General features: G+C 67.7%; 24 protein-coding genes. 14 read left to right on the top strand and 10 right to left on the bottom strand.

Translation table 11 applies throughout. The annotated features are described in order from the left end of the window. Positions 1-28: 28 nt before the first annotated feature. Positions 29-679 (bottom strand): hypothetical protein, encoded by a 651-nt coding sequence (locus ACP26O_RS30875; protein WP_175664534.1) that lies wholly within the window; start codon positions 677-679, stop codon positions 29-31. 60 nt (positions 680-739) lie between these two features. Between ACP26O_RS30875 and ACP26O_RS30870 the strand changes: the two genes are divergently transcribed. The 9 genes from ACP26O_RS30870 (at position 740) to pilV (ending at position 11,415) form a co-directional block, all read left to right on the top strand. Beyond that, on the top strand, positions 740-2,011 hold the full coding sequence (locus ACP26O_RS30870) for a toxin co-regulated pilus biosynthesis Q family protein (protein ID WP_175664535.1): 1,272 nt from the start codon (positions 740-742) through the stop codon (positions 2,009-2,011). After that, positions 2,011-3,744: a PilN family type IVB pilus formation outer membrane protein gene (locus tag ACP26O_RS30865; protein ID WP_126223946.1), complete on the top strand. Its 1,734-nt coding sequence runs from the start codon at positions 2,011-2,013 to the stop codon at positions 3,742-3,744. Before ACP26O_RS30870 ends, ACP26O_RS30865 begins: the two co-directional genes overlap by 1 nt. A 25-nt stretch (positions 3,745-3,769) precedes the next feature. Further along, positions 3,770-5,086, top strand: a complete 1,317-nt coding sequence (gene pilO2, locus ACP26O_RS30860; protein WP_126223945.1) for a type 4b pilus protein PilO2 — start codon at positions 3,770-3,772, stop codon at positions 5,084-5,086. 13 nt (positions 5,087-5,099) lie between these two features. Further along, positions 5,100-5,663, top strand: coding sequence for a type IV pilus biogenesis protein PilP (gene pilP / locus ACP26O_RS30855; RefSeq protein ID WP_244099003.1), 564 nt, complete (start codon positions 5,100-5,102; stop codon positions 5,661-5,663). A gap of 4 nt (positions 5,664-5,667) precedes the next feature. Continuing rightward, the gene (locus ACP26O_RS30850; RefSeq protein WP_175664537.1) at positions 5,668-7,452 is read left to right on the top strand and encodes a GspE/PulE family protein; all 1,785 of its coding nucleotides are present in this window, start codon (positions 5,668-5,670) and stop codon (positions 7,450-7,452) included. Next, positions 7,442-8,518 carry a type II secretion system F family protein gene (locus ACP26O_RS30845; protein WP_011660767.1) on the top strand — a complete coding sequence of 359 codons (1,077 nt, stop codon included), beginning with the start codon at positions 7,442-7,444 and terminating at the stop codon, positions 8,516-8,518. The genes ACP26O_RS30850 and ACP26O_RS30845 overlap by 11 nt, the downstream gene beginning before the upstream one ends. A gap of 114 nt (positions 8,519-8,632) precedes the next feature. Beyond that, positions 8,633-9,187, top strand: coding sequence for a type 4 pilus major pilin (locus tag ACP26O_RS30840; RefSeq protein WP_175664538.1), 555 nt, complete (start codon positions 8,633-8,635; stop codon positions 9,185-9,187). A 52-nt stretch (positions 9,188-9,239) separates the two neighbouring features. Continuing rightward, positions 9,240-9,725, top strand: coding sequence for a type IV pilus biogenesis protein PilM (pilM, locus tag ACP26O_RS30835; RefSeq protein WP_175664539.1), 486 nt, complete (start codon positions 9,240-9,242; stop codon positions 9,723-9,725). Further along, positions 9,718-11,415 carry a shufflon system plasmid conjugative transfer pilus tip adhesin PilV gene (gene pilV / locus ACP26O_RS30830; RefSeq protein WP_175664540.1) on the top strand — a complete coding sequence of 566 codons (1,698 nt, stop codon included), beginning with the start codon at positions 9,718-9,720 and terminating at the stop codon, positions 11,413-11,415. Before pilM ends, pilV begins: the two co-directional genes overlap by 8 nt. Positions 11,416-11,521: 106 nt before the next feature. On the opposite strand, the gene ACP26O_RS30825 is transcribed toward pilV, so the two are convergent. Further along, on the bottom strand, positions 11,522-12,622 hold the full coding sequence (locus tag ACP26O_RS30825; protein WP_006750710.1) for a type IV pilus twitching motility protein PilT: 1,101 nt from the start codon (positions 12,620-12,622) through the stop codon (positions 11,522-11,524). A gap of 109 nt (positions 12,623-12,731) precedes the next feature. Here ACP26O_RS30825 and sctC point away from each other — a divergent pair, with 109 nt between their 5' ends. From sctC to ACP26O_RS30805, 4 genes are all read left to right on the top strand, one after another. After that, on the top strand, positions 12,732-14,501 hold the full coding sequence (sctC, locus tag ACP26O_RS30820) for a type III secretion system outer membrane ring subunit SctC (RefSeq protein WP_175664541.1): 1,770 nt from the start codon (positions 12,732-12,734) through the stop codon (positions 14,499-14,501). A 40-nt stretch (positions 14,502-14,541) separates the two neighbouring features. Beyond that, positions 14,542-15,750 carry a PAS domain-containing sensor histidine kinase gene (locus ACP26O_RS30815; protein ID WP_175664542.1) on the top strand — a complete coding sequence of 403 codons (1,209 nt, stop codon included), beginning with the start codon at positions 14,542-14,544 and terminating at the stop codon, positions 15,748-15,750. An 89-nt stretch (positions 15,751-15,839) separates the two neighbouring features. Further along, positions 15,840-16,640: a response regulator transcription factor gene (locus ACP26O_RS30810; protein ID WP_175664777.1), complete on the top strand. Its 801-nt coding sequence runs from the start codon at positions 15,840-15,842 to the stop codon at positions 16,638-16,640. Then, complete coding sequence (locus ACP26O_RS30805; RefSeq protein ID WP_175664543.1) at positions 16,637-18,064, top strand: secretin N-terminal domain-containing protein; 1,428 nt, start codon at positions 16,637-16,639, stop codon at positions 18,062-18,064. The genes ACP26O_RS30810 and ACP26O_RS30805 overlap by 4 nt, the downstream gene beginning before the upstream one ends. A gap of 135 nt (positions 18,065-18,199) precedes the next feature. Here the strand turns inward: ACP26O_RS30805 and ACP26O_RS30800 are convergent, their stop codons facing one another. The 5 genes from ACP26O_RS30800 to ACP26O_RS30780 all read right to left on the bottom strand — a co-directional run bounded on the left by ACP26O_RS30800 (position 18,200) and on the right by ACP26O_RS30780 (position 21,146). Further along, entirely contained in the window at positions 18,200-18,655 is a 456-nt protein-coding gene (locus ACP26O_RS30800) for a CesT family type III secretion system chaperone (protein WP_011660759.1), read from the bottom strand. Between the two features lie 123 nt (positions 18,656-18,778). Beyond that, positions 18,779-18,988, bottom strand: a complete 210-nt coding sequence (locus ACP26O_RS30795) for a hypothetical protein (protein ID WP_011660758.1) — start codon at positions 18,986-18,988, stop codon at positions 18,779-18,781. A gap of 173 nt (positions 18,989-19,161) precedes the next feature. Then, positions 19,162-19,422 (bottom strand): hypothetical protein, encoded by a 261-nt coding sequence (locus ACP26O_RS30790; protein WP_011660757.1) that lies wholly within the window; start codon positions 19,420-19,422, stop codon positions 19,162-19,164. A gap of 23 nt (positions 19,423-19,445) precedes the next feature. Then, positions 19,446-20,486 (bottom strand): HrpD5 family protein, encoded by a 1,041-nt coding sequence (hrpD5, locus tag ACP26O_RS30785; RefSeq protein ID WP_244099005.1) that lies wholly within the window; start codon positions 20,484-20,486, stop codon positions 19,446-19,448. A 132-nt stretch (positions 20,487-20,618) separates the two neighbouring features. Next, the gene (locus ACP26O_RS30780) at positions 20,619-21,146 is read right to left on the bottom strand and encodes a hypothetical protein (protein ID WP_244103704.1); all 528 of its coding nucleotides are present in this window, start codon (positions 21,144-21,146) and stop codon (positions 20,619-20,621) included. Between ACP26O_RS30780 and ACP26O_RS30775 the strand changes: the two genes are divergently transcribed. Continuing rightward, on the top strand, positions 21,126-21,854 hold the full coding sequence (locus ACP26O_RS30775) for a hypothetical protein (protein WP_244099007.1): 729 nt from the start codon (positions 21,126-21,128) through the stop codon (positions 21,852-21,854). The genes ACP26O_RS30780 and ACP26O_RS30775 overlap by 21 nt on opposite strands. On the opposite strand, the gene sctS is transcribed toward ACP26O_RS30775, so the two are convergent. From sctS to sctQ, 3 genes are read right to left on the bottom strand one after another with little or no spacing between them, the layout of a single operon-like run. Next, on the bottom strand, positions 21,824-22,087 hold the full coding sequence (gene sctS / locus ACP26O_RS30770; RefSeq protein WP_011660754.1) for a type III secretion system export apparatus subunit SctS: 264 nt from the start codon (positions 22,085-22,087) through the stop codon (positions 21,824-21,826). The genes ACP26O_RS30775 and sctS overlap by 31 nt on opposite strands. 10 nt (positions 22,088-22,097) lie before the next feature. Further along, entirely contained in the window at positions 22,098-22,754 is a 657-nt protein-coding gene (gene sctR / locus ACP26O_RS30765) for a type III secretion system export apparatus subunit SctR (protein ID WP_006750699.1), read from the bottom strand. Then, positions 22,741-23,796, bottom strand: a complete 1,056-nt coding sequence (sctQ, locus tag ACP26O_RS30760) for a type III secretion system cytoplasmic ring protein SctQ (protein WP_244099008.1) — start codon at positions 23,794-23,796, stop codon at positions 22,741-22,743. Before sctQ ends, sctR begins: the two co-directional genes overlap by 14 nt. Positions 23,797-23,827 lie beyond the last annotated feature (31 nt).

Here is a 23,827-nt window from a genome sequence, read left to right as displayed (position 1 = left end):
TGAGCGCATGTTTTCATCGCGGGCCGATTTAGGCTCGTGTTTGTGATGGTTTGTTACCTTCGGTTCGGCATCGGCATTTGCCGGAGAGGGCGGTGCCGCGATGGACTTTCACGCACGAGCGGGCGGCCTGCGTCGCATTTTTTGATGATTTTTTGTTACGTTTTCCGCCGCCGTGCGCTGTTTGGCGCGGTGCACGGCATCCAATGGGCGGCTCGCTCGCGAACGGCGCCATAGCACATGTTTGTATCTGGCATATTTCTGCGGGAAGCCATTCCGCGATTCGCGCCGAAACGTCCAAAAAAATGCGGCAGCTGCCGCAGCGCCATGCTGGGCGGGGCTTGTGACGCGAAGGCGACATTCTTGCGCCGGTGCCTGTATCATCCATGCTGGCCGAGAAAGGATGATTTTCCAGGGGTATTTTTTTACTTAAAGGTGCGGTGTACTTTGCCGTAATTACCCATTGGGCTGTAGCTATCCTTACAAGTCGGTATTGTTTTCTTGCATACTTGCTTTCGAATTCCGGACGCCATTCGGTACTGCTTCTTTTAGGGCAATTATTGGCGTTTCCGGAACAAAGCGAGGGGTCGGCTTGCCGTTGCTCGGTTTGTTCCGGCAGGTGTAATGGTTCAAGCAGAGTGAAAAGAACGTGGCAACAAAAAAAATAGAACTCCCGGTCCATCCGAGGTGCGTGAGCGACAACAGGCGGAGCCGGCCGAGGGCGAATGTTCGGATAGCGGCGATGCCGCCGGCCATTCGGGCGCTGCTGTGCGGCGTCTGGTTCGCCTGCACGGTCGCGCACGCTTCCGATCAGCAAGTAATCGTCGACGGCGGGCAGCGCCTGGGCGGCGTCGTGCGCACGGGCGGCCACGACGTTCCGTTGCTGCGCGCGCTCGAGCAGATCATGCCGACGAGTTACAGCATCAATGTGCCGAACGCGGGCGCATGGGCCGACGCGTCCGTGAGCTGGCGCGCCGGCTCGTCGGTCGTGCACGCGCTCGGCGAGGTGCTGTCGGTCGATCCTGCGCTGCAGGCGCGCGTCGATACGGATATGCGTTTGCTCACGGTGACCGCGCATGCGCGGCGCGCAAACGTTGACGCGCCGCAGCCTTCCTCGCCGGCGGCCGGCGCGGCGTCGCGCATGAACAGTGCCGCCACGAATGCGTCTTCCACCTTGCCCACGGGCGCGGCGGCGATGGCTCCCGCGGCGGGACCTGCCATTGCACCGGTGCAGACCCTGGCGCAGGCGCGCGTTTCGACGTGGATACCCGCAACACCGGCATCGGCTCGCACACCGGCGGCAGCACTGGCGGTCCCGCCCGTGCCGGCATCGGCACCCGCACCCGCGCCCGCTCCGGTGATGTCGTCCGCACCGGCGGCCGGGCCGGCCATGCCGGCACCCGCACCCGCACCCGCGCCCGCTCTGGCGATGTCGCCCGCACCGGCAGCCGGGCCGGTCATTCCGGCATCGGTACCGGCACCCGCACCCGCTCCGGTGATGTCGCGCGCACCCGCACCCGCACCCGCGCCCGCTCCGGCGATGTCGCCCGCACCGGCAGCCGGGCCGGCCAAACCGGCATCGGTACCGGCGCTTGTTTCAGCACCGCCGCGAGCGCAGGTGCCCGCGCCCGCAAAGCGTGACGCCATAGAGCCCCCGTTGCTCGCCGCCACGCAGCCGGCGTCCGGCCCGGACTCCCCGGCGCCATCGTCGGCGCCCGCCGCGACTCCGGCGTTCGTACCCGCGGCGGCGCCCGAGCGCACGGAGTGGCAGATGCGCCTGTCGGACGGCTCCGTGCGCAATGCGCTCGCGCGCTGGGCGAGCGAAGCCGGCTGGCAATTCATCTGGGACGTGCCGACCGATTTTCAGGTCGACGCGACGGCCACGATACACGGCACGCTCGCCGAAGCGCTGCGTCAGGTGACCAATGCGCTCGCCGGCTCGCAGGTGCCGATTCAGGTGGTCTTGTACCAGCGCAACCACGTCATGCGCGTCGTTCCCAAAGGAGCAAGTTGATGAGCGTCCTCCGTCGTCCTTTCGTCGTCCTTGCCGCATGCCTGTCGCTGCTCGCGGGGTGCACCGGTCTCCTGGACAAGATCGAGCGCAGCTCGCAATCCGATACCGCGCGTGCGGGGCAATTGCTCGGCAAGCTCTCGAACGGCGACAACCGCGCGGTGCCGGGCAGTGACGACGTCGTCGTCAAAGACGAACTCTGGCTGTCGGGCAAGACGATCAAGATCGCGACGAAATCGACGCTGCCGAAGCTCTTCGACGAGCCGGCGAGCTTCGACGGCACGGTCGATTCGCTGCGCATGTTCGCCGATCGCATTTCGCGCCTCGCGCACCTGCCGGCCAAGGTCGCGCCGGGCACGAGCGAAGCGGCCGCGCGCGCGACGCAGACCGCGGTCGATACGGGGGGCGCCGGAGCCTATCCCGGCGTGCCGCCGCTGCCCCCCGGCCTGCTGCAGGGGCCCGCGCCGAGCACGAGCGCCGCGACGGTGGCCGCGCGCGTGCCGAGCGTATCCTCGCCAGTGCGCATCGCGTATTCGCGCGGCACGCTGCGCGGGCTGCTCGACACGGCGTCGGCTCGCTTCGGCGTCTATTGGAAGTATGAGGACGGCGCGATCGTCTTCTTCTACACGGGCACGCGCGTCTATCAGGTCGTCGCCATTCCGGGCGACTCGAAGCTGGATACGAACGTCGTGAGCGGAGCGAGCAACAGCGGCGGCGCCTCGAGCAACAGCACGGGGGCCGCGGGCGGATCGGGCGCCGGCGGCGCGGGCATCGGCGGCGGAGGCGGCGGGACGTCCGGTTCGCCCTCCGTGTCGTCGGACAACACCGCGAATATCACGATGAACGCGCAGCTCTCGGTGTACAACGGCTTGCAGACGGCGATCAAGGCGATGCTCTCTCCGGCAGGCTCGGTCATCACGTCGCCAGCCACGGGCTCGATCGCGGTCACCGATACGCCCGATGTGCTCGAGCGCGTGGGCGAGTTCATGGAGCAGCAAAACCGTGTGCTCGCGCGGCAGGTGCTCATCAACGTGACGGTGCTCTCGGTCACGCTTTCCGCGGCGGACAGCTACGGCATCAACTGGCACGCGGTCTATCAGGCGCTCGGCACGCAGTTCGGCATCACCACCGCGTTCACGAGCATGATCCAGAACCCGAGCGAGCTCTCGGCCTCGGTCATCACACCGTCGAGCCGCGCCTCGAGCACGACGGCCGTCATCGATGCGCTTTCGACGCAGGGAACGGTGCACCGCAAGACCTCGGCCTCGATCACGACGCTCAACGATCAGCCCGTTCCCGTGCAGGTGGCCGAGCAGCAAGGCTATCTCGCGCAGATCTCGACGACCAACACCGTCAACATCGGCAGCCAGACGTCGCTCACGCCGGGCACGATCACGACCGGCTTCAACCTCACGGTGCTGCCGCACATCCTCGACGACGGCACGATCATGATGCAGTTCTACAGCAACATTTCGTCGCTCGTGAACCTTGTGCCGTTCGGCCCGGCGAACCAGCAGATCCAGCTGCCGACCGTCGATACGCGCAACTTCCTGCAGCGCATCGCCGTGAAGTCGGGGCAGACGCTCGTCATCAGCGGCTACGAGGGCATCACCGATCAGGATAACCGGCAAGGCGTCGGCCATCCGTCGAACTACGCGATGGGCGGATTCAACGCGTCCGGCACGCGCGAGGTGATCGTCATCCTGCTCTCGCCGATCGCGATCAACGGCGCTTGAAGCGCGCTCGGGCACAGGATCCTTCATGGCGACGCAAGTCATCCAGATCGGCCGGCAGCGGTTCATATGCGGCCTTTTCTGGCAATCGCTGTCGCGCCGGCACGCGCTGCGCGCGGAGGCCGTGGAACTCGCCGCGCGCCTGAATTTCGATGCGATGGTGCTGCGTATCGACCGCACCTTCGCGGGCGCGGGTTTCGCGAGCACGCGCGAGGGCGCGCAACTGGGCTTGCCGTCGCTCGGCGCGCTCGTGTCGAAGACGATCGCGGCCGAAGGCGCGTTCTACGACGGACGCCAGCAGCCGGCGCCCAACTGGCTCGGTGCGTTCCATCTGCCCGACGGGCGCTGGGCCTATTTCGCGGTGCGCGACGGCGCATTCCTGCCGAACGGCGATCGGATCGGTTCCAGCGAAGAAGTGTTCGAGCGGCTGCACAGCGATTACAGCCTCGGCGGCTGGAACGTCGTCATCGGCGATCCGCAGCTGGAAGTGCAGGGGTTCCACAACTTCTACGCGCGGCGCATCGAGGACATGATCCCGCGCCGGGGCGGCAAGCCGCATTTGCCGCGCTGGCTGAATCTGTCGCGTGTCTCGCGGCGCGCACCGCGGCGCGAGGTGCTGCTGGCCGCCGTCGCGATCGTGGTGGCGGCCGCGGTTGTGGCCGGCATCGTCGCGTATCGGCGCCACCGTATGGAAGTCGAGCGGCAGCAGGCGTTCGAGCGGATGCGCGCGGAGCTCGCGCTGCATCCGCCCAAGCCCGCGGCACCGCCCGAAGCCGCGCACCCGTGGGCCGGCGAGCCGCGGCCCGATGCGTTCGTTCGCGCGTGCGTCGATCACTTCACGCACATCGCGCCGGGCGGCTGGGAACTCGACGACTACGTTTGCCGCGCGTCGAACGTCAGCTACAGCTGGTCGCGGGACGGATCGAACGTGGCGATGCTGATGGCGGCGGAGCCGCGCGCGACGATCGACGGCAACGGCGAGCATGCGAGCTACGTGGAGCCGCTGGCATTGCCCGCGGGGGGAGACGAAGTGATCGATGGCGTGCGCGGCGTGCGCTTGCGCATGCTTTCCGCGTTCCAGTTGCTGGGCATCGGCCTGACGTTCACGCTGCAGCCGGCAAGCGCGCCGCAGCGCAGCCTCGCTTCGCAAACGCTGGACCGGCTGCATCCGGGCGGCGGCCCGCCCCCGGCGCCGAGCTGGCAGACCTGGCGCATGTCGGCGCAACTGGGCGGCGTGCGGCCCGACAGCCTCATCAGGTATCTCGACGAGCCGGGCGTGCGCGTCGAGACGCTTTCATACAAATCCGGGCAGTGGACGCTCGACGGAGTGCTCTATGAGAAATGACGATGCATTGACTGTGCTGGTGCTCGCCTGCTGCTGCGCGTGGCCGTTGGCCGCGTCCGGCGCGGCCAGCGCCGCGGCTGCCACGGCCGCCGCGCCCGCTGAAGCGGCGCCGCGCCTGAACGTCGTTCCGACGCCGGCCGCCGTGCAGGCAGCCAACGAACTGATGCGGCTACAGGAGGAAACGATGATCCTCAAGGCACAGCTGAAAAAGCTCGATGCGCAGGCGCAGGTGGCGGAGCGGCAAGAAGCGCTGCACCGGATGGGCAGTACCGTCTCCTCGTATTCGGACGTGTCGCTCGTGGCGACACAAGGGCTCGGCAAGCAGCTCAGCGCTACGGTGGCGACGAGCGACGGCGCGGAGTTCGATGTCGGGCCCGGCGATACGCTGCCCAACGGCATGCGCGTGGCGGCCGTTCGCCCGGGTGCGATCGTCCTCGCATCGCAAGACGGACGGCGCACGACGCTGACCGTCTCCGCGAGCGCGCGGCAGCAGCCCGCGCGCAACGTGGCGTCGACAGGCTCGCCCGGCGTGCCGCCGGTGCCGACGCTGCCTGCTTTGCCGATGCCTGCGAGGTGATGCCATGAGTTCGTCTCCGACACCTCCGGGCAAGACGCCCACAAGCGTGACGCCACTGATTCTCTCGCGCGCCGTGAAGCCGGTCGAAACCGATCCGTCTGTTACGCAGGGTCAGCCGGCGGCCGCGGCCGGGCCGGCTCTCGCGCCCGTTGCGCGGCCACGCGAGCCGGTGCTGAGCGCCGTGGCCGCTGCCGCCGCCGCTTCGGTGCAGCCCGCGCAAACAGCGTCGCAAAGCCAGCCGCCGGGGCAGGCGCTGCCGCTCGCCGCAGTGGCGCGCCCGCTTTCCGACAGCGGCGAGTTCGCCGCGAGCGAGGAGGAGCGCAAGTTTCTCTGTCTGCTCGACGACGGCACGCTGCTCGTTGCCGAAGGGCACGAAATGAATCCGTTCGTGCTGTCGTACTGCGCGAGGCTCGAACGGCTCAATTGCCACTACACGACGCGGCTCGTGACACTCGATGCGATCAGACGCAGCTATCAGGGCCCGCGTCGCGACGGCAGTGCCGAGCGCATCGATCACACGCGGATGCAGGTCCTCGCGAAGAACCTGATCGCGCGGGCGTGCGACGAGCGTGCGTCGGATATCCATATCCGTGTGAACCGCTTCAGCACGGAGATTCTTTTTCGCATCCACAACGAACTCGTGCGCATTTCGGAGCAGACGCGCGAGTACGGCGAGCGGCTGCTCGCCACGCTTTATGCGGCGATGTCGAGCGTATCGGACAACACCTACAAGCCGAACGAACGACAGGACGCGGCCATCGGCGATCGCGACAAGCTGCCGGACCGGCTGTTCGGCGTGCGGATCGCGACGGCGCCCACGAGCGTCGGCAGCGTCATGGTGCTGCGGCTGCTCTACAACGATGCGGGCGAGGCGACGGCCCTGACCGAGCTCGGCTTCACGGTGGCGCAGGCGAACGCGTTCGAGCTGCTCGCGCAGCAGCCGCACGGCATGAACATCATCAGCGGCCCGACCGGCTCGGGCAAATCCACGACGTTGCAGCGCGTGCTGACGAAGCAACTGCGCGAGATGGCCGGCTCGATCCACGTCATCACCGTGGAAGACCCGGTGGAGTACCCGATCGAGGGTGCCGTGCAGACGCCCGTCGTCAACGCGCCGACAGAAGAGGCGCGCTCGCTCGCGTTCGCTGCCGCGATCGCGAATGCGATGCGGCTCGATCCCGATACGATCATGATCGGCGAGGTGCGCGACCGCGCATCGGCGCAAAGCGCGTTGCGCGCCGCGATGACGGGCCATCAGGTCTGGACGACGGTGCACGCGAACGGCGCGCTCGCGATCGTGGACCGTCTCGTCGATCTCGGCTTGCCGATCGCGATGGTGACGGACGAATCGCTCGTCACGGGGCTCATCAGCCAGCGGCTCGCCAAGCTGCTGTGTCCGCACTGCTCGCGCCCGCTGGCCGAGGCGATGGCACAGCTCGACATGGGGCTCGTCGCGCGCGTGAAGCGGGCCGTCGGCGCGCGGTTCGACGCGGTGCGCGTGGCCGGGCCCGGTTGCCCGCATTGCAAGAACGGCACGGTTGGCCGGACCGTGGTGGCCGAGGTCGTGCGTACCGACGCGACGTTTTGCGAACTGCTGCGCGCCGGGCGCAAGCCCGATGCACAGGCGTACTGGCTCAGCGAGCTCGCGGGGCAGACGGTCGCGCAGCACGCGCTCGAAAAAGTGGCGGCGGGCCTCATCGATCCGCGCATGGCGGAGCGCGTCGTCGGCCCGTTCATGCCGGGCAGCGGGGGGCGGCCGCAGCCGCTCGGAAGCGGCTATGGCACTTGAGCTCAACCGGCGCTGGGCGCGCCTGCAATTCACGACGCAGGCGCGCCTGCGGCTCTATCGCAAGATCGCGAAAATGCTCGCGAACGGTTTGCCGTTGCTCAAGATTCTCGAGGAACTCGAGTTGCGTGCGTCGCACGAGGGCCGCAAGCCGAACGAGCCGCTGGCATTGACGCTCGCGGACTGGCGCAGCGTCGTGCAAAACGGCGGCATGCTGGCCGAGGCAATGGCGTGGTGGGTGCCGCATACCGAGCAGATGATCGTCATGGCCGGCGAGCAGTCGGGACGCCTCGAGGCCGCGCTGCTGAACGTGTGCACCGTCGTGCAGTACAGCCGCCGGATCCGCACGGCCATCGTCGGCGGGTTGACCTACCCGTGCGTGATCGTGGCCATGACGATCGGGTACGTGTACCTGTTCGGCAAGCTCGTGATTCCGCGCTTCGCGTCGATCGTGAGCCCGGAGCGCTGGCACGGCGTGGCGAAGTCGCTCTACGAGCTGTCCCGGTTCGTGCAGGGCGGCATGATCTACTGCCTCGTGGTGCTCGCGATCCTCGTCGCGGCGCTCTTTTACTCGATGCCGCGCTGGTCCGGCAACGTGCGGGTCTGGCTCGACCGCTACCCGCCTTACTCGATCTATCGGCTCATTACGGGCTGCGGTTTTCTCGTCGCGTTTTCGTCGCTGCAGGCGGCGGGCTTCACGGTCGAACGCTCGCTCGCGCGGCTGGCCACCGATGCGAAGCCGTGGCTCAGGCAGCGAATCGACGACATGCTCTTCGGCGTGAAGTCGGGGCTCAACGTCGGCGAGGCGATGAAGAACGCCGGCTACCGATTTCCTTCGGAGGAGATCGTCGACGATCTGTGTGTGTATGCCGAATACAAGGGCTTCGCCGAGGCGCTGCACGCGATCGCCAGCGAATGGATGACCGACGGCGTGGAGACGATCGAGGCGCAGATGCGCGTGGTCAACGGCGCGGCGATCGTCGTGCTCGCGCTCGTGCTGTCGTGGCTCATCAGCGGCTTCTTCGGAATTCAGCAGGAAATTGCGGCTTTGGCTCGGAGTCTGCATTGAGCGTGCCGTGTAATGACGTGCAAGCGCAGTGCGGACGCAGTGCGGACGAACGGGTGTTGAAAGCAGATGGCACGTCTTTCTCTAGTGTCGATTGAGGAAACCAAGGAGAGCAACATGAATGTCAAGACCGTCGCATCGATTCGCGCCAGGGTGGGCAGCCGTGGGTCGCGGTGCATGCAGCGTGGCGCCACCCTGCTCGAGGCGATCGCCTATCTCGGGATCGCCGCGATCGTCGTCATCGGTGCCATTGCGCTGCTGCGCGGCGCATTCGGCAGTGCTTCGTCGAATCAGACGGCCGAGCAGGTGACGGCCATCCAAACCGGCGTCAAGAAGCTGTATATGGGGCAGACCAACGGCTACACCGGGCTGACGACGACCGTCGCCATTGCCGCGGGCATCATCCCGACTACGCTCGTCATCGACACCGCGGCAAATACCGTCACCGATGCCTGGGGTGGCGCAGTAACCGTTACGAGCGCTGGCACCGGTACATTCACGATCGAATTCGATTCCGTGCCGACGGACGTATGCATCAACGCGGCATCTGCTGGCGGAACCTGGACAGCCGTCTCGATCGGCGGCTCGGCGCAAACCGTGCCGGTCACGCCCGCCGCCGCTCAGGCAGCGTGTGCCGGTGGTGCGAAGACCATCATCTGGACCTCCGCCTGATCGAGGCCCGAGTATCGGCCTTCGCTCCGATTGACGCCACGAGCCGCCCGCCATGTTCCTGATCTGGATCGTCGCCGCCTTCGCGATGCTTACCGGTGCCTACGCGCTGCTCGGCGCCGAGGCGGCGCCGGCACCGCTCGCGCCGTCGGCGATGGCGCTCGCGGCGAACATGAGCGCCTACCGGCAGGCCGTGGTGGCCTTCGCGCGCGCCAACCCGTCGTTCGCCGGCAGCGTGCCGGCGGCGAGCCTCGCGCCCTACCTCGGGGCGACCGTTCCCAATCCGGTGTGGCGGAACTACGTCCAGCCCAATACCGGCTATGCGGGCAGCCTGGTCGTGGTCTATGCGGCGTCGGCGTCGGCGTCGGCCGCGGCCGCGGTCGACGGCATCGAGCAGATTGCGCAGGGCAGCGCGCTGGCCGGCGTGGCGCTCGGCGCCAACCTCGTGTCCCCCGGCAACCCGGCCGTGCCGCTGCCGGCCGCATTGGCGAACACGATCCCGAACGGCATGCCGGTATGGATGGCGCAAGCGTATGACTGAGCGCACCCGTACCCTTGCCCGCAACGGCATGCGGCGCCCCGGCCCCCGCGTGCGGCCGGCTCGCCGCATGTCCGGCTTCACGATGGTGGAGATGCTGGCCGTGCTTGCGCTCGCCGCATTGATGATGGCGGGCGTCGTCACGCTCACGAACTCGTCGCTCGACGATACGCGCGCGCAGCAGGCCGCGCTTTATCAGTCGCAGCTGACGGCGGCTGCCACGCGGCTCATTCAACAGAACTACACGGCGCTCGCGGCCCAGGCCACGACTACCTCGCCGGTGATCGCGAAAATGACCGGCTCGACGTATCAGCTGTCGACCTACCTGTCGAATGCGTTGAGCGGCACGAACCCGTATGGTCAGGCGCCGTGCCTGCTCGTCTACGCGGCTCCGGGCGGCGCCAACCCGGTGGCGTTGCAGGCGCTGCTCGTCACGGAGGGCGGCCGGATCATTCCCGATCCCGAACTCGGCTACATCGCGGCGAACGCCGGCCCGGGCGGCGGTTCGATCCAGGCGGCGAACAATGCGATCGGCGCGGCCATCGGCGCCTTCGGCACCTGGAAGATCGATGCGCCCAACCCGGCGAATACATCCTGCACAAGCGCGAAAACGGGCACGGGACATCTGGCGAGCCTGATTTTCTACGACGGCACGCAGGCGCAGAACGTCGACTATCTGTACCGCGTGGCCGTGCCGGGCAATCCGCAGGCGAACACGATGCAAGTGCCGATCGTGCTCGCGCGGCAGATCGACTATGCCGCCTGCACGCAGCCCGGCGCCATCGCGGCCGACTCTTCGGGCAACGTCCTGAATTGCGATGGAACGCAGAACCTCTGGGTGCCGCAGGCGGCCTATCACTGGCGCGAACCGGTGGCCGACGAAGCGGCGCTCGGGGGCGTTGCCGCGCATCAGGGCGACGTGCGGCTCACCACCGCGACGAATCGGGCCTATGCGTACAACGGCGCCACATGGCAGGCGCTGGCGGTGGACGAAGCGGGCAATCTCGCGCTCGGCAACGCGCACAACGTCGGCGACCCATGTCCGCCCGCGCCGCAGAATTCGGCCATCGCCCCCGCGTCGGCGAGCACGACGCTCGTCTCCACCGATGCGAACGGGCGCGTGCTGTCGTGCCGCGGCGGCAAGTGGCAAACGCAAAGCGAAATCGAGCCGGCGTCATCGCTCACGGGCTGTCAGCTCGTGATGGCCAACCCGAACGGCGCGGGCGATTACTCGGCCTGCACGGGCCAGCCGGCGACGAACTTCCAATCGGGCGCCTATTCGTACAACGGCAGCAACGGTACGTACTCGTATACGTTCAGGACGACCGTCAACCTCACCAAGCCGGGGATCATCGTCGCGTCCACCTGGGCGCACTTGAACGACGGCATGTGCAACGGCCCCACCGGAAACCGGGCGCAGCTCTCGCAGAGCATCGACATCACCGACAGCGGCAACCACAACCTCGGGCATACGGAGAGCCAGACGCCGACGCTTCAGGACGATTCGGGCGGGATCAACAACGCGCTGTCCCAGGCGGGCACGCCTGGCACCTATACGATCGTCGTGACGACGAACTGGGCGACGTACGCCGGTATCACGACGCCGTGGGTCAGCAGCTTTTGCGGGGAGTCCGGCCAGACGGTCTGGAACACGCCCGTCGCGGCGGGCTGGACGATCAACTCCTACTACTGAGCGCCCGACCGTGAGCCCATCGACACCGCACATCTTCGCAGCACCGCCACGCACGGCGCGACCGGCGCAAGCGGCGCCATTGCGCCGGCACCGCCTTTGCGCGGGCTCAGTGCGGCGCGAGCGTCTGCAGCATTTCGTGCAGCTCGAGCCGGTTGTAGGTCGCGCGCAGCACGTCGCGCGGCAGGCATTGCTGCTTCGATACGAGGCTGAAGAGGTGGTCGTTGAGCATGCGCGACATGTTGTCTTCCTTGCGCTTCATGAACTCGGCAAGGTACGGCAGCTTGCCCGGATCGGTCAGCAGGCCGCTGATCTGCTGATTGTTGTTGAAGAGCAGTTCGCTCGCGAGCACGAAGTTTTCGCCATCCTCCGTCGGCACGAGGCATTGGCAGATCACGCCGATGAGGCAGTTCGCGAGCGCGGCCGCATAGCGCTCCCGCTGCTCGGCCGGAAAAAACGACAGCAGCCGCGTGAGCGTGCCGATCGCGCTGCCCGTATGCATCGTCGCGAGCACGAGGTGGCCCGATTCGCCGGCCTGCAGCGCCGTCTCCGCCGTCTCGGGGTCGCGCACCTCGCCCACCATGATGACGTCGGGTTTTTGCCGCAGCGCCTCGCGCAGGCCGGCCGAGAAGCTCGGCGTGTCGGTGGGCACTTGCCGCTGCGAGACGATCGACGTGCGGCCCTCGAGTTCGTATTCGATCGGCTCTTCGATCGTGACGATGTGGCTGTTGCGCGTGCGGTTGATGTGCTCGAGCAGCGAGGCGATGGTCGTCGTCTTTCCCGAGCCGGTCGGGCCCGTCACGAGGATCAGCCCCTTGGCGCTGTCGATCATCGAACGCACGTAGGCGGGCAGGCCGAGCTTGTCGAGCGCGAGCGGCTGCAGCGGCAGGCGGCGGATCGAGATGACGAGCTTGCGGCCGCCATTGGTGCGGTAGATGTTGCAGCGAAGGCGGCAGCGCGTGAGCACGAACGGGCGATCGATCGCGCCGTGCTGAAGCAGCGCCTCCCAGTCCGGTTCGATCGAGGCCAGCGTGGGCAGCATTTCGTCGTGGAGCACGGGCTCCTCGCCGACGGCGAGCCAGCCGCGCGGCGCCTTGATCATGATCGGCCGGTCCTGCTCGATATGGATGTCGGTGAAAGTCTGCCGCAGGTCGATCAATTCGAGAATCTCGCGCGTCAGGTCGCGACGTTCGTGACTCGGAACGTTCATCGTCAATGCCCTTCCTATGAAAGATAGTCGGAACTTACATGAAAACTTTGTCTATGTGTCGGAGAAGCACCGGGCGGCGCCGCGTACGTTTCATCGCAGGCAGCGCGTCATGAACTGGGCTCGCCGACTAGGCACCGTGGCCCTCGCCGCCGCGCTCGCATTCGGGGCGACGGCCCCCGTCGCCGAGGCGGCGGCCGTGCGCTGGAAGGCGTCGATCGTCGATTACGAAGCGCAGGGCAAGGACATCAAGGATGTGCTGCGCGACTTCGGCGCGAGCCAGGGCATCCCCACGCGCATCGCCGCCGATGTGAGCGGCACCGTGAGCGGCAAGTTCCATCTGCCGCCGCGGCGCTTTCTCGATACGCTCGCGTCGTCGTTCGGCTTCGTGTGGTACTACGACGGCGAAGTGCTCGACATCACGACGGCCGCCGAACTGCAGAGCACGCTCGTGAAGCTCGATTCGGCCGATACGGGCGCGCTGCGCGATGCGCTCGAGCGCCTGCGCATCTCCGACGAGCGCTTTCCGATCGTCTACGACAGCGCGCAGGGCACGGCGCTCGTGAGCGGGCCGCCTCGCTACGTGCAGATGGTGACGAACGTGGCCTCGCGGCTCGACAACAACGCGGCGCATCGAAGCGGCACGCAGGTACGCGTCTTTCCGCTCTTTCACGCGTGGGCGCACGACCGCACGGTGCCCATCGACGGCCGGCAGGTCACGCTGCAGGGCGTGGTGGCCGTACTCAACGGCATCTACCACCCGCACGCGGCCAAGGCCGCCGACAAGCGCGGCGAGGGCGAGGGCGGCCGCCCGGCGGGCGGCGTGAAGCGCAACACGCCGATCAACGACGTGAACGGCAATGCCTACAACGGCCCGTACATTCCGCCGCCGGTGCCGTCGGGCGCGGCCGGCAAGGGCATGTTCGCCGGGCTCACCGGGCAGCCGTCGCCGGCCGTGGCGGCGGCGGTGGGCGAGCCGCCGCCGCCGCAGAACACGAGCACGGCGCCGGCGAGCGACGATCAACTGCCCGTCATCGTCGCGGACCAGCGCACGAACTCCGTCGTGATTCGCGATACGGCCGACCGGATGGATCAGTACGGCAAACTGATCGATCGCCTCGACGTCAAACCGCAACTGATCGAGATCGAGGCGCACATCATCGAGATCGACGACGACGCGCTGCGTCAGCTCGGCGTCGACTGGACCGCGCACAACAGCCACATCGACGTGCAGACCGGTACCGGCACGCTCGGACAGAGCACCTACAACGGCACGCTCTCGCAGAACTTCGGCCAGACGGCGCTGGCGGGCAACGTGCTCGCGGCGGCAACGCCCGTGGGCGCATCGGTGGCCGCGGTGCTCGGCGACGCCGGCCGCTATCTGATGGCACGCATCTCGGCGCTGCAGGAGACGAAGGCCGCCAAGATCGACGCGAGCCCGAAGGTCGTCACGCTCAACAACATCGAGGCCGTGATGGACAACCAGACGCAGTTTTTCGTGCCGGTGTCGGGATACACGTCGGGCGACCTCTACAGCGTGTCGACGGGCATCTCGCTGCGTGTGCTGCCGATGGTCGTGGAGGAGGACGGGCGCACGCGTATCAAGCTCGACGTGGCGATTCAGGACGGCCAACTCACCGATCGGACGGTCAGCAACCTGCCGGTGATCCAGAACAGCACGATCAACACGCAGGCGTTCATCGAGGAGGGGCAGGCGCTGCTCATCGCCGGCTATCGCGCGGACAGCGCGACGATGGGCGTGACCGGGGTGCCCGGGCTCTCGAAGATTCCGTTGATCGGCGCGCTCTTCAGGACCGACAGCCGCCAGAAGAGCCACATGGAGCGGCTCTTCCTGCTGTCGCCGCGCGTCATCTCGCCGTGATTCACCGCAACCGCCCGCACCGGGGAATGCAGGAGGCCATGTGAACGAATTCGATGCTCAGCCGCATTCGCTGTCCGGCGCGCAGCCCGGGGAGCAGTCCGAGCCGCGGCCCACTCAATCGGGCGTGCCCGCCGACGCGTGCGGCGAGGGCGCCGCCGATCGCCGCCTGTCCGACGACGACGCGCGCCGCCTGCGCGGTACGCTGCACGGGCTGCCGTGCGGGGTGATCGTGCTCGATCGCGCGGGCGCGGTCGTTCACGCGAACGCGCGCGCGCTCGAGATGCTGGCGATGACGCTGCCCGCGGGCGTCGATTTCAGCGTGGCGCTGAGCGAGCGCTTCGAGATGACGGACGTGCCGCGGCTGCGCGATCTCGAAGCGGGCCGCGAGGTACGCGTGGACGATTCGACCTTCTGGATTCAGGCGGGCCCCGCCGGTGCGTGCGCCGGTGCGGGGATGGGCGAATCCGTCATCGCCGTGACGGACGTGACGCCGTTCGCGCGCTCGCTCGACGAGCGGGCCATGTCGCTGCGCTTTTTGCTGCACGATCTGCGCTCGCCGCTCAATTCGATCAGCGCGCTCACGCAGCTCGATGCGAGCGACCCCGACGCGTTCGAGCGCTGCGGTGGCATGCAGCAGATCACCTCGCTCGCGCAGTACGTGCTGTCGCTCGGCGAGCAGTTCATCTTCTCGTCGGTGACCGAGCATTTGCAGGCGCGCGACTTCAAACGGTTCGATCTGCGCGCGACGCTGCGCCAGATCATCTCGCAGCTGGAGGTCACCGCCGTCTATTGCGGCGTCGCGCTACACTTGTGGCTGCCCGACAGCGCGCCGCTCTGGGTGAGCGGCATGCGCAACTTCGTGGCGCGCGCCGTCCAGAACGTCATCGACAATGCCGTTCGCGCGTCGCCGCGCGGCGAGGCGGTGACGGTGTCGGTCCGGCAGGCCGACGGTTTCGCCGAGGTGGTCGTCCACGATCGCGCGGGCGGGCTGCCGGGTCTCGTCGAGGGCGATCGGCTGACCGACTTCGAGAAGCTCGGCAAGCGGACGGCAGCGGGCTTCGGTCTCGGGCTCAAGCTCGCCGTGCAGATCGTCGGCATGCACGGCGGCGCGCTTTACGCCGAGCTCAACGGACAAGGCGGTACCATGTTCGTGCTGCGCCTGCCGTGCCTGAATCCTGTCGCCGCGAAGCCGCACGCGACATCGCTCGTCGATGCCGACCGCGCGTTGCGCGCGGCGGGCCGCGAGTGAGGCGTCAGAGCGCGGCCCGTATTCGTTTGGCACGCGTTGCGCGGAGCGGGCGCCGGCTCCCGCGCGGCCGTCAGAACCAAAGGTTCACAATGAAATCGCTTGCAGGCAAACCGGTACGCATTCTGTTCGTCGAGGACGACGTCGCGCACCACGCGCTCATTCATTCCTGGCTCAAGAGCGAGGGCTACCACATCGACGCTTTTCACAGCGGGCTCGACGCGCAGCAATTTCTCTCGGAGCAGTGGGCCGATCTCGCGATTCTCGACTGGGACCTCCCGGGCGTTTCCGGCGACAAGCTGCTGCAAAAGATCCGCAGCCGCTCGCAATCGATCATGCCCGTGATTTTTCAGACCGTGCACTCGGCGGAGTCCGACATCGTGCGCATACTCGATGCGGGTGCCGACGACTATCTCGTGAAGCCCTACGACAGGCAGGTGCTGCTCGCGCGCATGCGCGCCCTGCTGCGGCGCTTCGCGCCGATGAACGTGCAGGGCCGCAAGATGTTCGTCGACGGCGAATGCGCGCTCGATCAGCCGGCGCGCTCGCTCGTGGTGGCGGGCGTGGCGCACAAGCTCGGCACCAAGGAGTTCGACATTCTCTGGCATCTCGCCCGGCACACGGGCGCCGTCGTGCTGAGGCAGGATCTGATGAGCGTGGTCTGGGGCTGGGATGCGGCCGTGCAAAGCCGCTCCGTCGACATGTACGTGAGCCGCCTGCGTGCGAGCCTGAAGGCGGCCGGCGTCGGCTGGACCGTGCAATCGGTCTATGCGACGGGTTACCGCCTGACCCTCAAGCCGGATGTGGATCAGTCGGGCGCCGGTGCGTCGGGCGCCGATGCGTCGGGCGCCGGTGCGTCGGGCGCCGGTGCGTCGCCGGAAGGCGCCGCATGAGCGCGGCACGAATGCGAGCGCTCGCGCGCGGCGCCGTCGCTGCCTTCGCCTGCGCGGCCGCCGTGCATGCGCAGGCGGCGAGCATGGAGTGGGCCGGCGGCCCCGGCGCCCGCTTCGTCTACGTGACGAACGGCGCGGGCCTCGCGGAGGTCCTGAATGCCTTCGCAGCGGGGCAGCACGTTGCCCTGCGTATCGACGGTCAAGTGGAGGGTGTCGTGAGCGGCCGTTTCGCCATGCCGCCGCAGCGCTTTCTCGATGTCATGAGCCGTTCGTACGGATTCGTCTGGTACTACGACGGTGCGGTCCTGCATGTGTCGCCCGCGAACGAGCAGGCGCATATCGCCATCCGGCCTCACTTCCTTTCTGCGAATGCGCTGCGTGCGTCGCTCGAGCAGGCAGGTCTTGCCGATACGCACTTCCCGTTGGCGGTGGATGCCGCCGCGCAAACGGTGAACGTGCGCGGGCCAGCGACCTACGTGGAGCGTATTCGTGCCGCGGCCGCGCGCTTCGAGCTCGACGCGCAAAAGCGCGTGCGTTTGTCCGTGCGGGTGTTTCGCCTGAGTGCCGCGAATGCCGCGGACGAAACGCGCGTGGTCGATGGCCGCACGCTCGTCGTGCCCGGTGTGGCCACGCTCTTGCGGCGCCGTTTCGAGCGCCCGGCCGTGGCGAGCGGGACCGCCGTTTCCGATGCACCGCGGATCGTCGAGTTCGATGCGGCGTTGCCGGCGATCGAAGCGGATGCGACCACGAATTCCATCCTGATACGCGATCGCGCCGAGCGCATCGACGCCGACGGCGCGCTCGTCGCCAGCCTGGACGTGCGTGCGCAGCTCGTATCGGTCCAAACGTGGGTGGTGGATGTCGACGGCGACGCACTCGACGCGTTGCGGCCCGCGCTGCCGCCGGCCATGGCCGACGGGGCAGGCGCGGCGCAGGCGACGGCGGACGCGCGCGAACACCGCGATGCAGGTATCGCGCCCGACGGCGGCCGCGCGCTGCTCGCGCAGCTCAAGGCATTGGCCAGGAACGGCCGCGCCGAAATCCAGGTGTCGCAAACGGCGCTGACGCACGACCGCTCGCCGGCCGTCATCGACCGCCACGAGGCACGTCTCGCACGCCGCGATGAGGATGACCGGCCCGATGACGGCGCCGGCGATCTCTGGCTGTCGATTGCACCGACGGTCGAAGGCGCCGCGTCGATGCCGCGTATCGGCTTGCGCGTGGAACTCGGGCGCCCCCGCGATGCGCGCGGCTATCGGGCCGTCGACGAAAGCCTGGCGCCGGGCGAGTGCCTCGTCATCGAGGGACCGGCGCGGCACAGGGGCGATGTCGCGCGTCGCGCGGACGATACCGATGCCGGCGGTGCGGGAGAGGGGGGCATGCGCCGCCGCCTCGTCTTGCTGATACCGCGCGTGGCAGCATAGCGCCGATCGGGCGAGCGCCCGCGATGGCGCGAGTGTGAAGCGACGTGCCGTGTACGAACGGATGCGGCGGCCGGCCCCGCATCGATGCGCGCGCGGATGCGCCCGTTGCCTGACGCGCGCTTGCGCTCACCGGGCTTACGCCCGCAGCCACATGAAATTGCCCGACGCGATGCCCTCGAACATTTCGTCGGGCGATTCGAGGATGTTGTTTTGCCAGTAGCGGCCGTGTTCGGCGTAGTGCGAGAAGAGATCGGCGAGATAATCGCCGGTGATCGTCGGGCCCATCGGCAGATGGACGAGCAGCACGACGTTGCCCGTATCGGATTCGAGGCACAGTTGCGCCTGGTCGTGCGCGTAGACGAGCAGGTTGGCCTCGAGCATGAGCCGGAAAACGACGAGCGACCGGCCGGGTGTGACGGCGCCGTAATGAAAGCTGACATAGACCGAATCGGGATCGGTCTCGTGGTGGTCGAGATGGACGTCGAACCCTTCGATCTCGAGCGTTTGCGTCTCGACGACATACTCGGCGTCGGGCAGCCCGACCACCGCGCAAACCTCGTGAATCAACTCGACGAAACGTTCCCTGCTCATGGGCGGCAATCTCCGGCGAAAATAGGGCGGCCCGCTTGCAAAAAAGCGGGGGCACGTAGCCGGAAAGCCGGGCTTTCCGCTTTCGTGCCCCTCGCGCAAACGGACTGCGGCAAGGCGAGTGGCTTACTGGCCCTTCGCGGCGTCGGCGATGTTCTTCGCGCCGTTGTTGCCGACGGACGCGAGTGCCGACGTTTCCTGCTGCTGCATGTTGATCTGCATGGCGGCCATCGTCATGGCGTTGTTCTGGTTGGCCATGGCCTGCATCTGGCCGACCATGTCGGCGTTTTGTGCACCAGCTTGCGAGACGCCCGAGCTTCCGATCGATGAAGACATGATGTATTCCCCTTAACAAGAAAGTGATGGAAAAAGCACTGCTGTTGGTTGATGCCTGATGCTTCGGTAAAAGGCCCTTGGCCGTGGTGGCCGCCGGTCCGGACCGGCTGACGCGCAGCCGGATACTGCAACTGCAAACTGTTCAACCGTCTTCCGTATCGCCGCGGATGCCGTCAAAGCGCCGCGCCACGGGCGCTGTGGCGCTCCTGCAGCGTGAGCACGATGCGGCGCGCCGCGATCATCCCGCGATAGAGCTTTTGCAGATCGAGCCGCTCGCGCTCGTCGGCCGCGGACTGCGTGGCCGTACTGATCCGGCGCGCGGTTTCGTCGAAGGCCGCCGCGATGCGCGCGACCCGTTGCGCGCCGTCGGGCGCCGAGAGCGTGGCATCCAGCGCGTTCAGATCCTGCGCGATGGGAAGCAATGCGTCGTACATGTCGGTTCCTTTGGTGGTCGAGGTCAATTGTTTGCTTCGTCCTTGCTGCCCGCGAACAGATGTTTCGTGCCGTCGGGCGTCTCGATGTAACGCAGCCCGCCCGTGGCGATCACCGCCGTGTACTCGACATCGGGCGCGAGCGCCTGCGCTTCCTTGACATCGACGTCGACGCGCTTGACGTTGTCGCCGAGGTCGGCCCTGACACCTGCTATCAGCGTGCGGAAGGTCGTCATCGACTGCACGCTGCCGCTCACGCGGAAGATGCCGTGGCCTTGGTAACTCACTGCCGCGCCCGTGCCGGCGAGCGACTGCTGGATGTTGTCCACGTCTTGCTGCGCGACGTCGTATTCGCGCCGCACCTTGCCGCGCGCGAGGCTGTCCATGATCCGCTGCGCCTTCGCGCTTTCGTCGGCGCTCGTCACGATGCCGCGCACCGCCACACTGTCCTTGCGTGCGATTGCCTGCAGATCGCCGAGGCCTTCGCGGTGCAGGGCCTCCTGCAACTGCCGTGAGAGCGCGTCGGCGTCGAACCTCACGCTCGCCGCTTCGCTCGACTGCGTGCCCGCGAACATCACACCGGTCACGGCGATGCCGCCGATCGCAGCGGTGCACGCGAGCGCCAGCACGGCCGTGCGCCACGGCACCTTGGGCGATGCGGCCGGCGCATGGCCGGCGCCGGGTTCGTCCGCATGGGCCGGGTCCCGATCCGGCGCGTCTCCATCCGCGTCGGCCTCCGCCGCGGTGTCGGCGGCAGGCGGCTCGGCCGTCTTCCAGAGGCCCGCCAGCAAATCGAGATCGCGCGGCCAGTCTTCGCCATCGGGGCCCACGCACAACACGACATCGCCGAACGGCACGGCCACGAAGTCCGCCACGAGCACCTCATCGCCGTTCGCCGAGCGGATCCGCGCCACACCGTCCTCGCCCACGCAAAGCTCGATGTCCTCGACCGTCCAGTCGCTGATGCAGACATCCGGGTGCTCGGTCGCGCCGATCCGGTAGGTGCCGCTCGTGAGCCGGACCTGGGCTCCGGCGTGGGTGCCGGTCAGTACTCGAAGCGCTTTCATGATCGTGGTATCCGTGTATCCGACGTGGGTCGTGCCGTGGGTCATGCGGTTGCGGTTGCGCTTGCTGGTCGCCGCTCCGGCGTTTTGCTGCTTCGCGCATCGGGCCGCCGGGCCTTGACCGTCAAAATCAGTTTAGGGCTTTGCCGTTGGCGCAGCCGGCGCCATGCGAACTTCGAACGTCTTATCCGAAGCGCCGGCCGTGGGCTTGGCCGCCCCTTGCCGCGCGGCGCCGGTTTGCCCACCGATCGCGCCGCCCGTGACGGCGGCACCGGCTTGTGCCGCGCCGGCCGGCAGCGCGGCTTGCGTGTCGAGAATGCGTTGCTTTACTGCCGCGATCGATTGATCGTCGTACGAGTATTCGATGCCCGCGCTCTGGCGCGCGAGCGTGTTGTCGAGCGATACGCCGAGAAGCCCCGCCACCGCGGCGGCCTTGCCCGGCGTCGCGGCGCTTTGCATCAGTGCCGCATGGCGGTGCGCGTGCAGCCGGGCAGCGTTGCGCCGGAGCGCCATCGGCGAGCGCATCGCGAGCAGCATCGGCACCGCCAGCAAGGGCCCCAGCTCGATCTGCGCGGCAAGCCTCAGCACCTCCTTCGTGCACGCCGCCGCGAGTTCGGCCGGCAAGTCCGGCGCACCGAGCCTTTGCTTCGCGAGCAGCTGCATCGTGGCCGCGAGCGGCTGGCTGCGCGCGGCGGCCTTGGCCCGGCCCGCCTTGCCGATCGCGAACTTGCGCGGTTTGTCGCGGCCTTCGCCGGACTGACGGCCGTCGCGCCGAGGCTGCCCGTCGCGCGGCGCATTCTGCTGCGGCTGCCCCTGTCCGTGCTCTTCGCCCTGCCGATTCGAGCCGCGATCGTGCCCATGGCCGTTGCGATGCTGTTGCTGCCCGTCGCCGTGTTGCTGATCGCGCTCGCGCTTTTGCTGCTGTCCTTGCTTTTGCTGCCGACCCTGGTCGTGCTCGCGTTCGCGCTCGTGCGGGTGTTCGTGCTCGTGCCTCGGCTCGAGCGCGTGCTGGCCGTCCGGCCGTTCGCGAGCCGATGCCTCTTTGCCTTGCGCCTTCGCCGAGCCCGCCGGCCGCGGCCGTTGGCCGAGCTGGCGCATCAGCTTTTGCGCGGAAGGGGGCGGCGGCTTGTGCATGCCTTCGGCAAAACGCTTGCCGCGGTAGAAAGCGGCGGCGAGCATCTTGTTGTGCTGCATGCGCGCGCGCTGCATCTTCGTGTGCTGCACCTTGACGCCCGTGAAGCCGCGCGCCTGGGTCAGCTGCCCCATGTGCTCGGCGCCGGCCTGCGCCTGCTGCGCGAGATCGGCGGCGTGGTGGCCGTGGTTGTTGCGGATCGGCGAATTCATGATGGCACCGCGAGCGTGATGATCTGATTGGCGAAGCGCAGGATCGCGGCGGCGCCCCAGGCGCCGGTGATGAGCACGGTGGCCACGACGGCCACGAGCTTCACCGCGTACGAGATGCTTTGGTCCTGCATCGACGTGATGGCCTGCACGAACGAAATCGCGAGGCCGGAGAGCGCGGCGACGGCCACCACCGGCATCGAGACGGACAGGCAGAGCAGCAGGCCCTGCGAGGTGATGCGAACGAGCGTATCGGTTTCCATGGCGCGTGCCTCAGCGATAGGTCATGACAAGACCGTGAATCAATGTCGACCAGCCGCTCATGACGACGAACAAGAGCAGCTTGAACGGAATCGCGACGTTCGTCGGCTGGACCTGGTTCAGGCCCATCGCCATCAGCACGTTGGCGATGACGAGATCGACGACGATGAATGCGATGTACAGCAGGAAGCCGATCTTGAAGGCGTCGGCCATCTCGGTCAGCGTGAAGGCCGGGGCGAGGACGATGAGGTCGTCCTCACGGATCTTCGCCGCCATGTCCTTCGGCCAGACCACGGTTGCCGAGCGCACGAAGAACCGCTTTTCGCGCTCGTGCGCGTGCTTCTTCAGAAAGGCGCGAAACGGCTCCTTTGCCGCATCGAAGGCATCGAGCACGACGAGCGACGTATCGCTGCCGGGGGTGCGGTGCATGGTTTGCATGGTTTGCATGGCCTGCATGCCGATCGGCGCCATCACGTAAGCGGAGACGAGGACCGCGATGCCGTTGAGCACCATGTTCGGCGGCACCTGCTGCACGCCGAGCGCGTTGCGCAACAGCCCGAGCACGACCACGATCTTCGCGTACGAGGTCGCGACCATGGCGACGAACGGGATCAGGCTGATCGCGACGACGGTGATCAGCAGCCCGGTGAGATCGCTAAACTGAACCATGGCCGCGCGACAGCTGAACGAGACGCACGCCGAGATGATCGCCGACGCTCACGAGTTCGCCGAAGCCGATCGTCTGCCCGTAGGTGACGAGCCGCACGCGCGCATCGGGCAGCGCGGTGGGAAGCTCGAGCACGTAGCCCGCGCGCAGCGCCGAGAGCTGGGCGACCGGCATCGAAACCGTGTCGATCTCGAGCTTCAGCGGCAGGTCCAGCTGGCTGATTTCGACGGGCGTGTCGATCGAATCGGTAAGCGGCGCGTTGAACTGCGTGTCATGGCTCATGGTGGGGTCCTCGCTCAAGGTCATCAGATGGTGGGTGACGTCTGCCACGGCGCGCAGTTGCCGCGTCCCGTAGCGGCCCCAGACGACTGGCATCGGGGCGGATGGGCGCACGCTCGCGAAGAGCGCGCGGGTGGCTTCGGGTACGGCACGCAAGATGACGTCCCCCGTGCGCAGCGAATCGAGCGTCGTCACGTTCATCGTTTTCTCGCCGATCTGCAGCCGGCCGGGAACGGCGATCTCGCTGACGTGCGTGGCGAACGGCGTGCATTGGCGGGCCACGAGTGACTCGAGTGCGTCGAGCCAGCCACCGTCGATATGCTCGATGGCTGCGTCGAAGCGTGCGTCGCCCACACGGAACGTGAACGCGCAGCAAGGCGCACGCAGCGTCTGCGGCGCGGCGCGTTCGAGCGAGAGCACTTCCACGCCGTCGAACCCGAGCGCCTGCAGCGCGCGTCGCACCGGCTCGAGCAGAATGGCGCACACGGCCTGGCGCAGCGGCTCGTTGGCGGGCTCGTCCGATGCGGCCACGCTCGCTAGCCCCGCGTGCTGTCCGACGTCGATGCGCACCGCTGCCATTTCGATGCCCCAGCGCAGGCGCACGATGGCGGCGCGCGCCGGGTCCACGAGATCGCGCGCGCCGACGCCGAATGCAGAGACGCCGAGCGTGTGCGTGAGAAGCGCGCTCAAGCGCTCGTCGACGGCGAGCCGATGCTGGCGCGCGGTGGCGGCCGCAAGCGCGGGCAGCCGCGCGGGATCGAGCAAAACGGCAACCGCGTGCGGTTGGCCGCCTGCG

It is taken from the genome of Burkholderia sp. R-40, assembly GCF_049942845.1.
GTDB classification, from domain to species: domain Bacteria; phylum Pseudomonadota; class Gammaproteobacteria; order Burkholderiales; family Burkholderiaceae; genus Burkholderia; species Burkholderia ambifaria.
This window is presented reverse-complemented; position numbering and strand designations above follow the sequence as displayed.

Coding starts and splice junctions, on each gene's coding strand:
- ACP26O_RS30795 (WP_011660758.1), bottom strand. CDS start 18,988: ATGTCTTCATCGATCGGAAGCTCGGGCGTCTCGCAAGCTGGTGCACAA.
- ACP26O_RS30850 (WP_175664537.1), top strand. CDS start 5,668: ATGAGTTCGTCTCCGACACCTCCGGGCAAGACGCCCACAAGCGTGACG.
- pilO2 (WP_126223945.1), top strand. CDS start 3,770: ATGGCGACGCAAGTCATCCAGATCGGCCGGCAGCGGTTCATATGCGGC.
- hrpD5 (WP_244099005.1), bottom strand. CDS start 20,486: ATGAAAGCGCTTCGAGTACTGACCGGCACCCACGCCGGAGCCCAGGTC.
- ACP26O_RS30870 (WP_175664535.1), top strand. CDS start 740: ATGCCGCCGGCCATTCGGGCGCTGCTGTGCGGCGTCTGGTTCGCCTGC.
- ACP26O_RS30875 (WP_175664534.1), bottom strand. CDS start 679: ATGGACCGGGAGTTCTATTTTTTTTGTTGCCACGTTCTTTTCACTCTG.
- ACP26O_RS30790 (WP_011660757.1), bottom strand. CDS start 19,422: ATGTACGACGCATTGCTTCCCATCGCGCAGGATCTGAACGCGCTGGAT.
- sctS (WP_011660754.1), bottom strand. CDS start 22,087: ATGGAAACCGATACGCTCGTTCGCATCACCTCGCAGGGCCTGCTGCTC.
- pilV (WP_175664540.1), top strand. CDS start 9,718: ATGACTGAGCGCACCCGTACCCTTGCCCGCAACGGCATGCGGCGCCCC.
- ACP26O_RS30810 (WP_175664777.1), top strand. CDS start 15,840: ATGAAATCGCTTGCAGGCAAACCGGTACGCATTCTGTTCGTCGAGGAC.
- ACP26O_RS30825 (WP_006750710.1), bottom strand. CDS start 12,622: ATGAACGTTCCGAGTCACGAACGTCGCGACCTGACGCGCGAGATTCTC.
- ACP26O_RS30805 (WP_175664543.1), top strand. CDS start 16,637: ATGAGCGCGGCACGAATGCGAGCGCTCGCGCGCGGCGCCGTCGCTGCC.
- sctC (WP_175664541.1), top strand. CDS start 12,732: ATGAACTGGGCTCGCCGACTAGGCACCGTGGCCCTCGCCGCCGCGCTC.
- sctR (WP_006750699.1), bottom strand. CDS start 22,754: ATGGTTCAGTTTAGCGATCTCACCGGGCTGCTGATCACCGTCGTCGCG.
- ACP26O_RS30840 (WP_175664538.1), top strand. CDS start 8,633: ATGAATGTCAAGACCGTCGCATCGATTCGCGCCAGGGTGGGCAGCCGT.
- ACP26O_RS30865 (WP_126223946.1), top strand. CDS start 2,011: ATGAGCGTCCTCCGTCGTCCTTTCGTCGTCCTTGCCGCATGCCTGTCG.
- ACP26O_RS30800 (WP_011660759.1), bottom strand. CDS start 18,655: ATGAGCAGGGAACGTTTCGTCGAGTTGATTCACGAGGTTTGCGCGGTG.
- ACP26O_RS30780 (WP_244103704.1), bottom strand. CDS start 21,146: ATGCAGCTGCTCGCGAAGCAAAGGCTCGGTGCGCCGGACTTGCCGGCC.
- ACP26O_RS30845 (WP_011660767.1), top strand. CDS start 7,442: ATGGCACTTGAGCTCAACCGGCGCTGGGCGCGCCTGCAATTCACGACG.
- pilM (WP_175664539.1), top strand. CDS start 9,240: ATGTTCCTGATCTGGATCGTCGCCGCCTTCGCGATGCTTACCGGTGCC.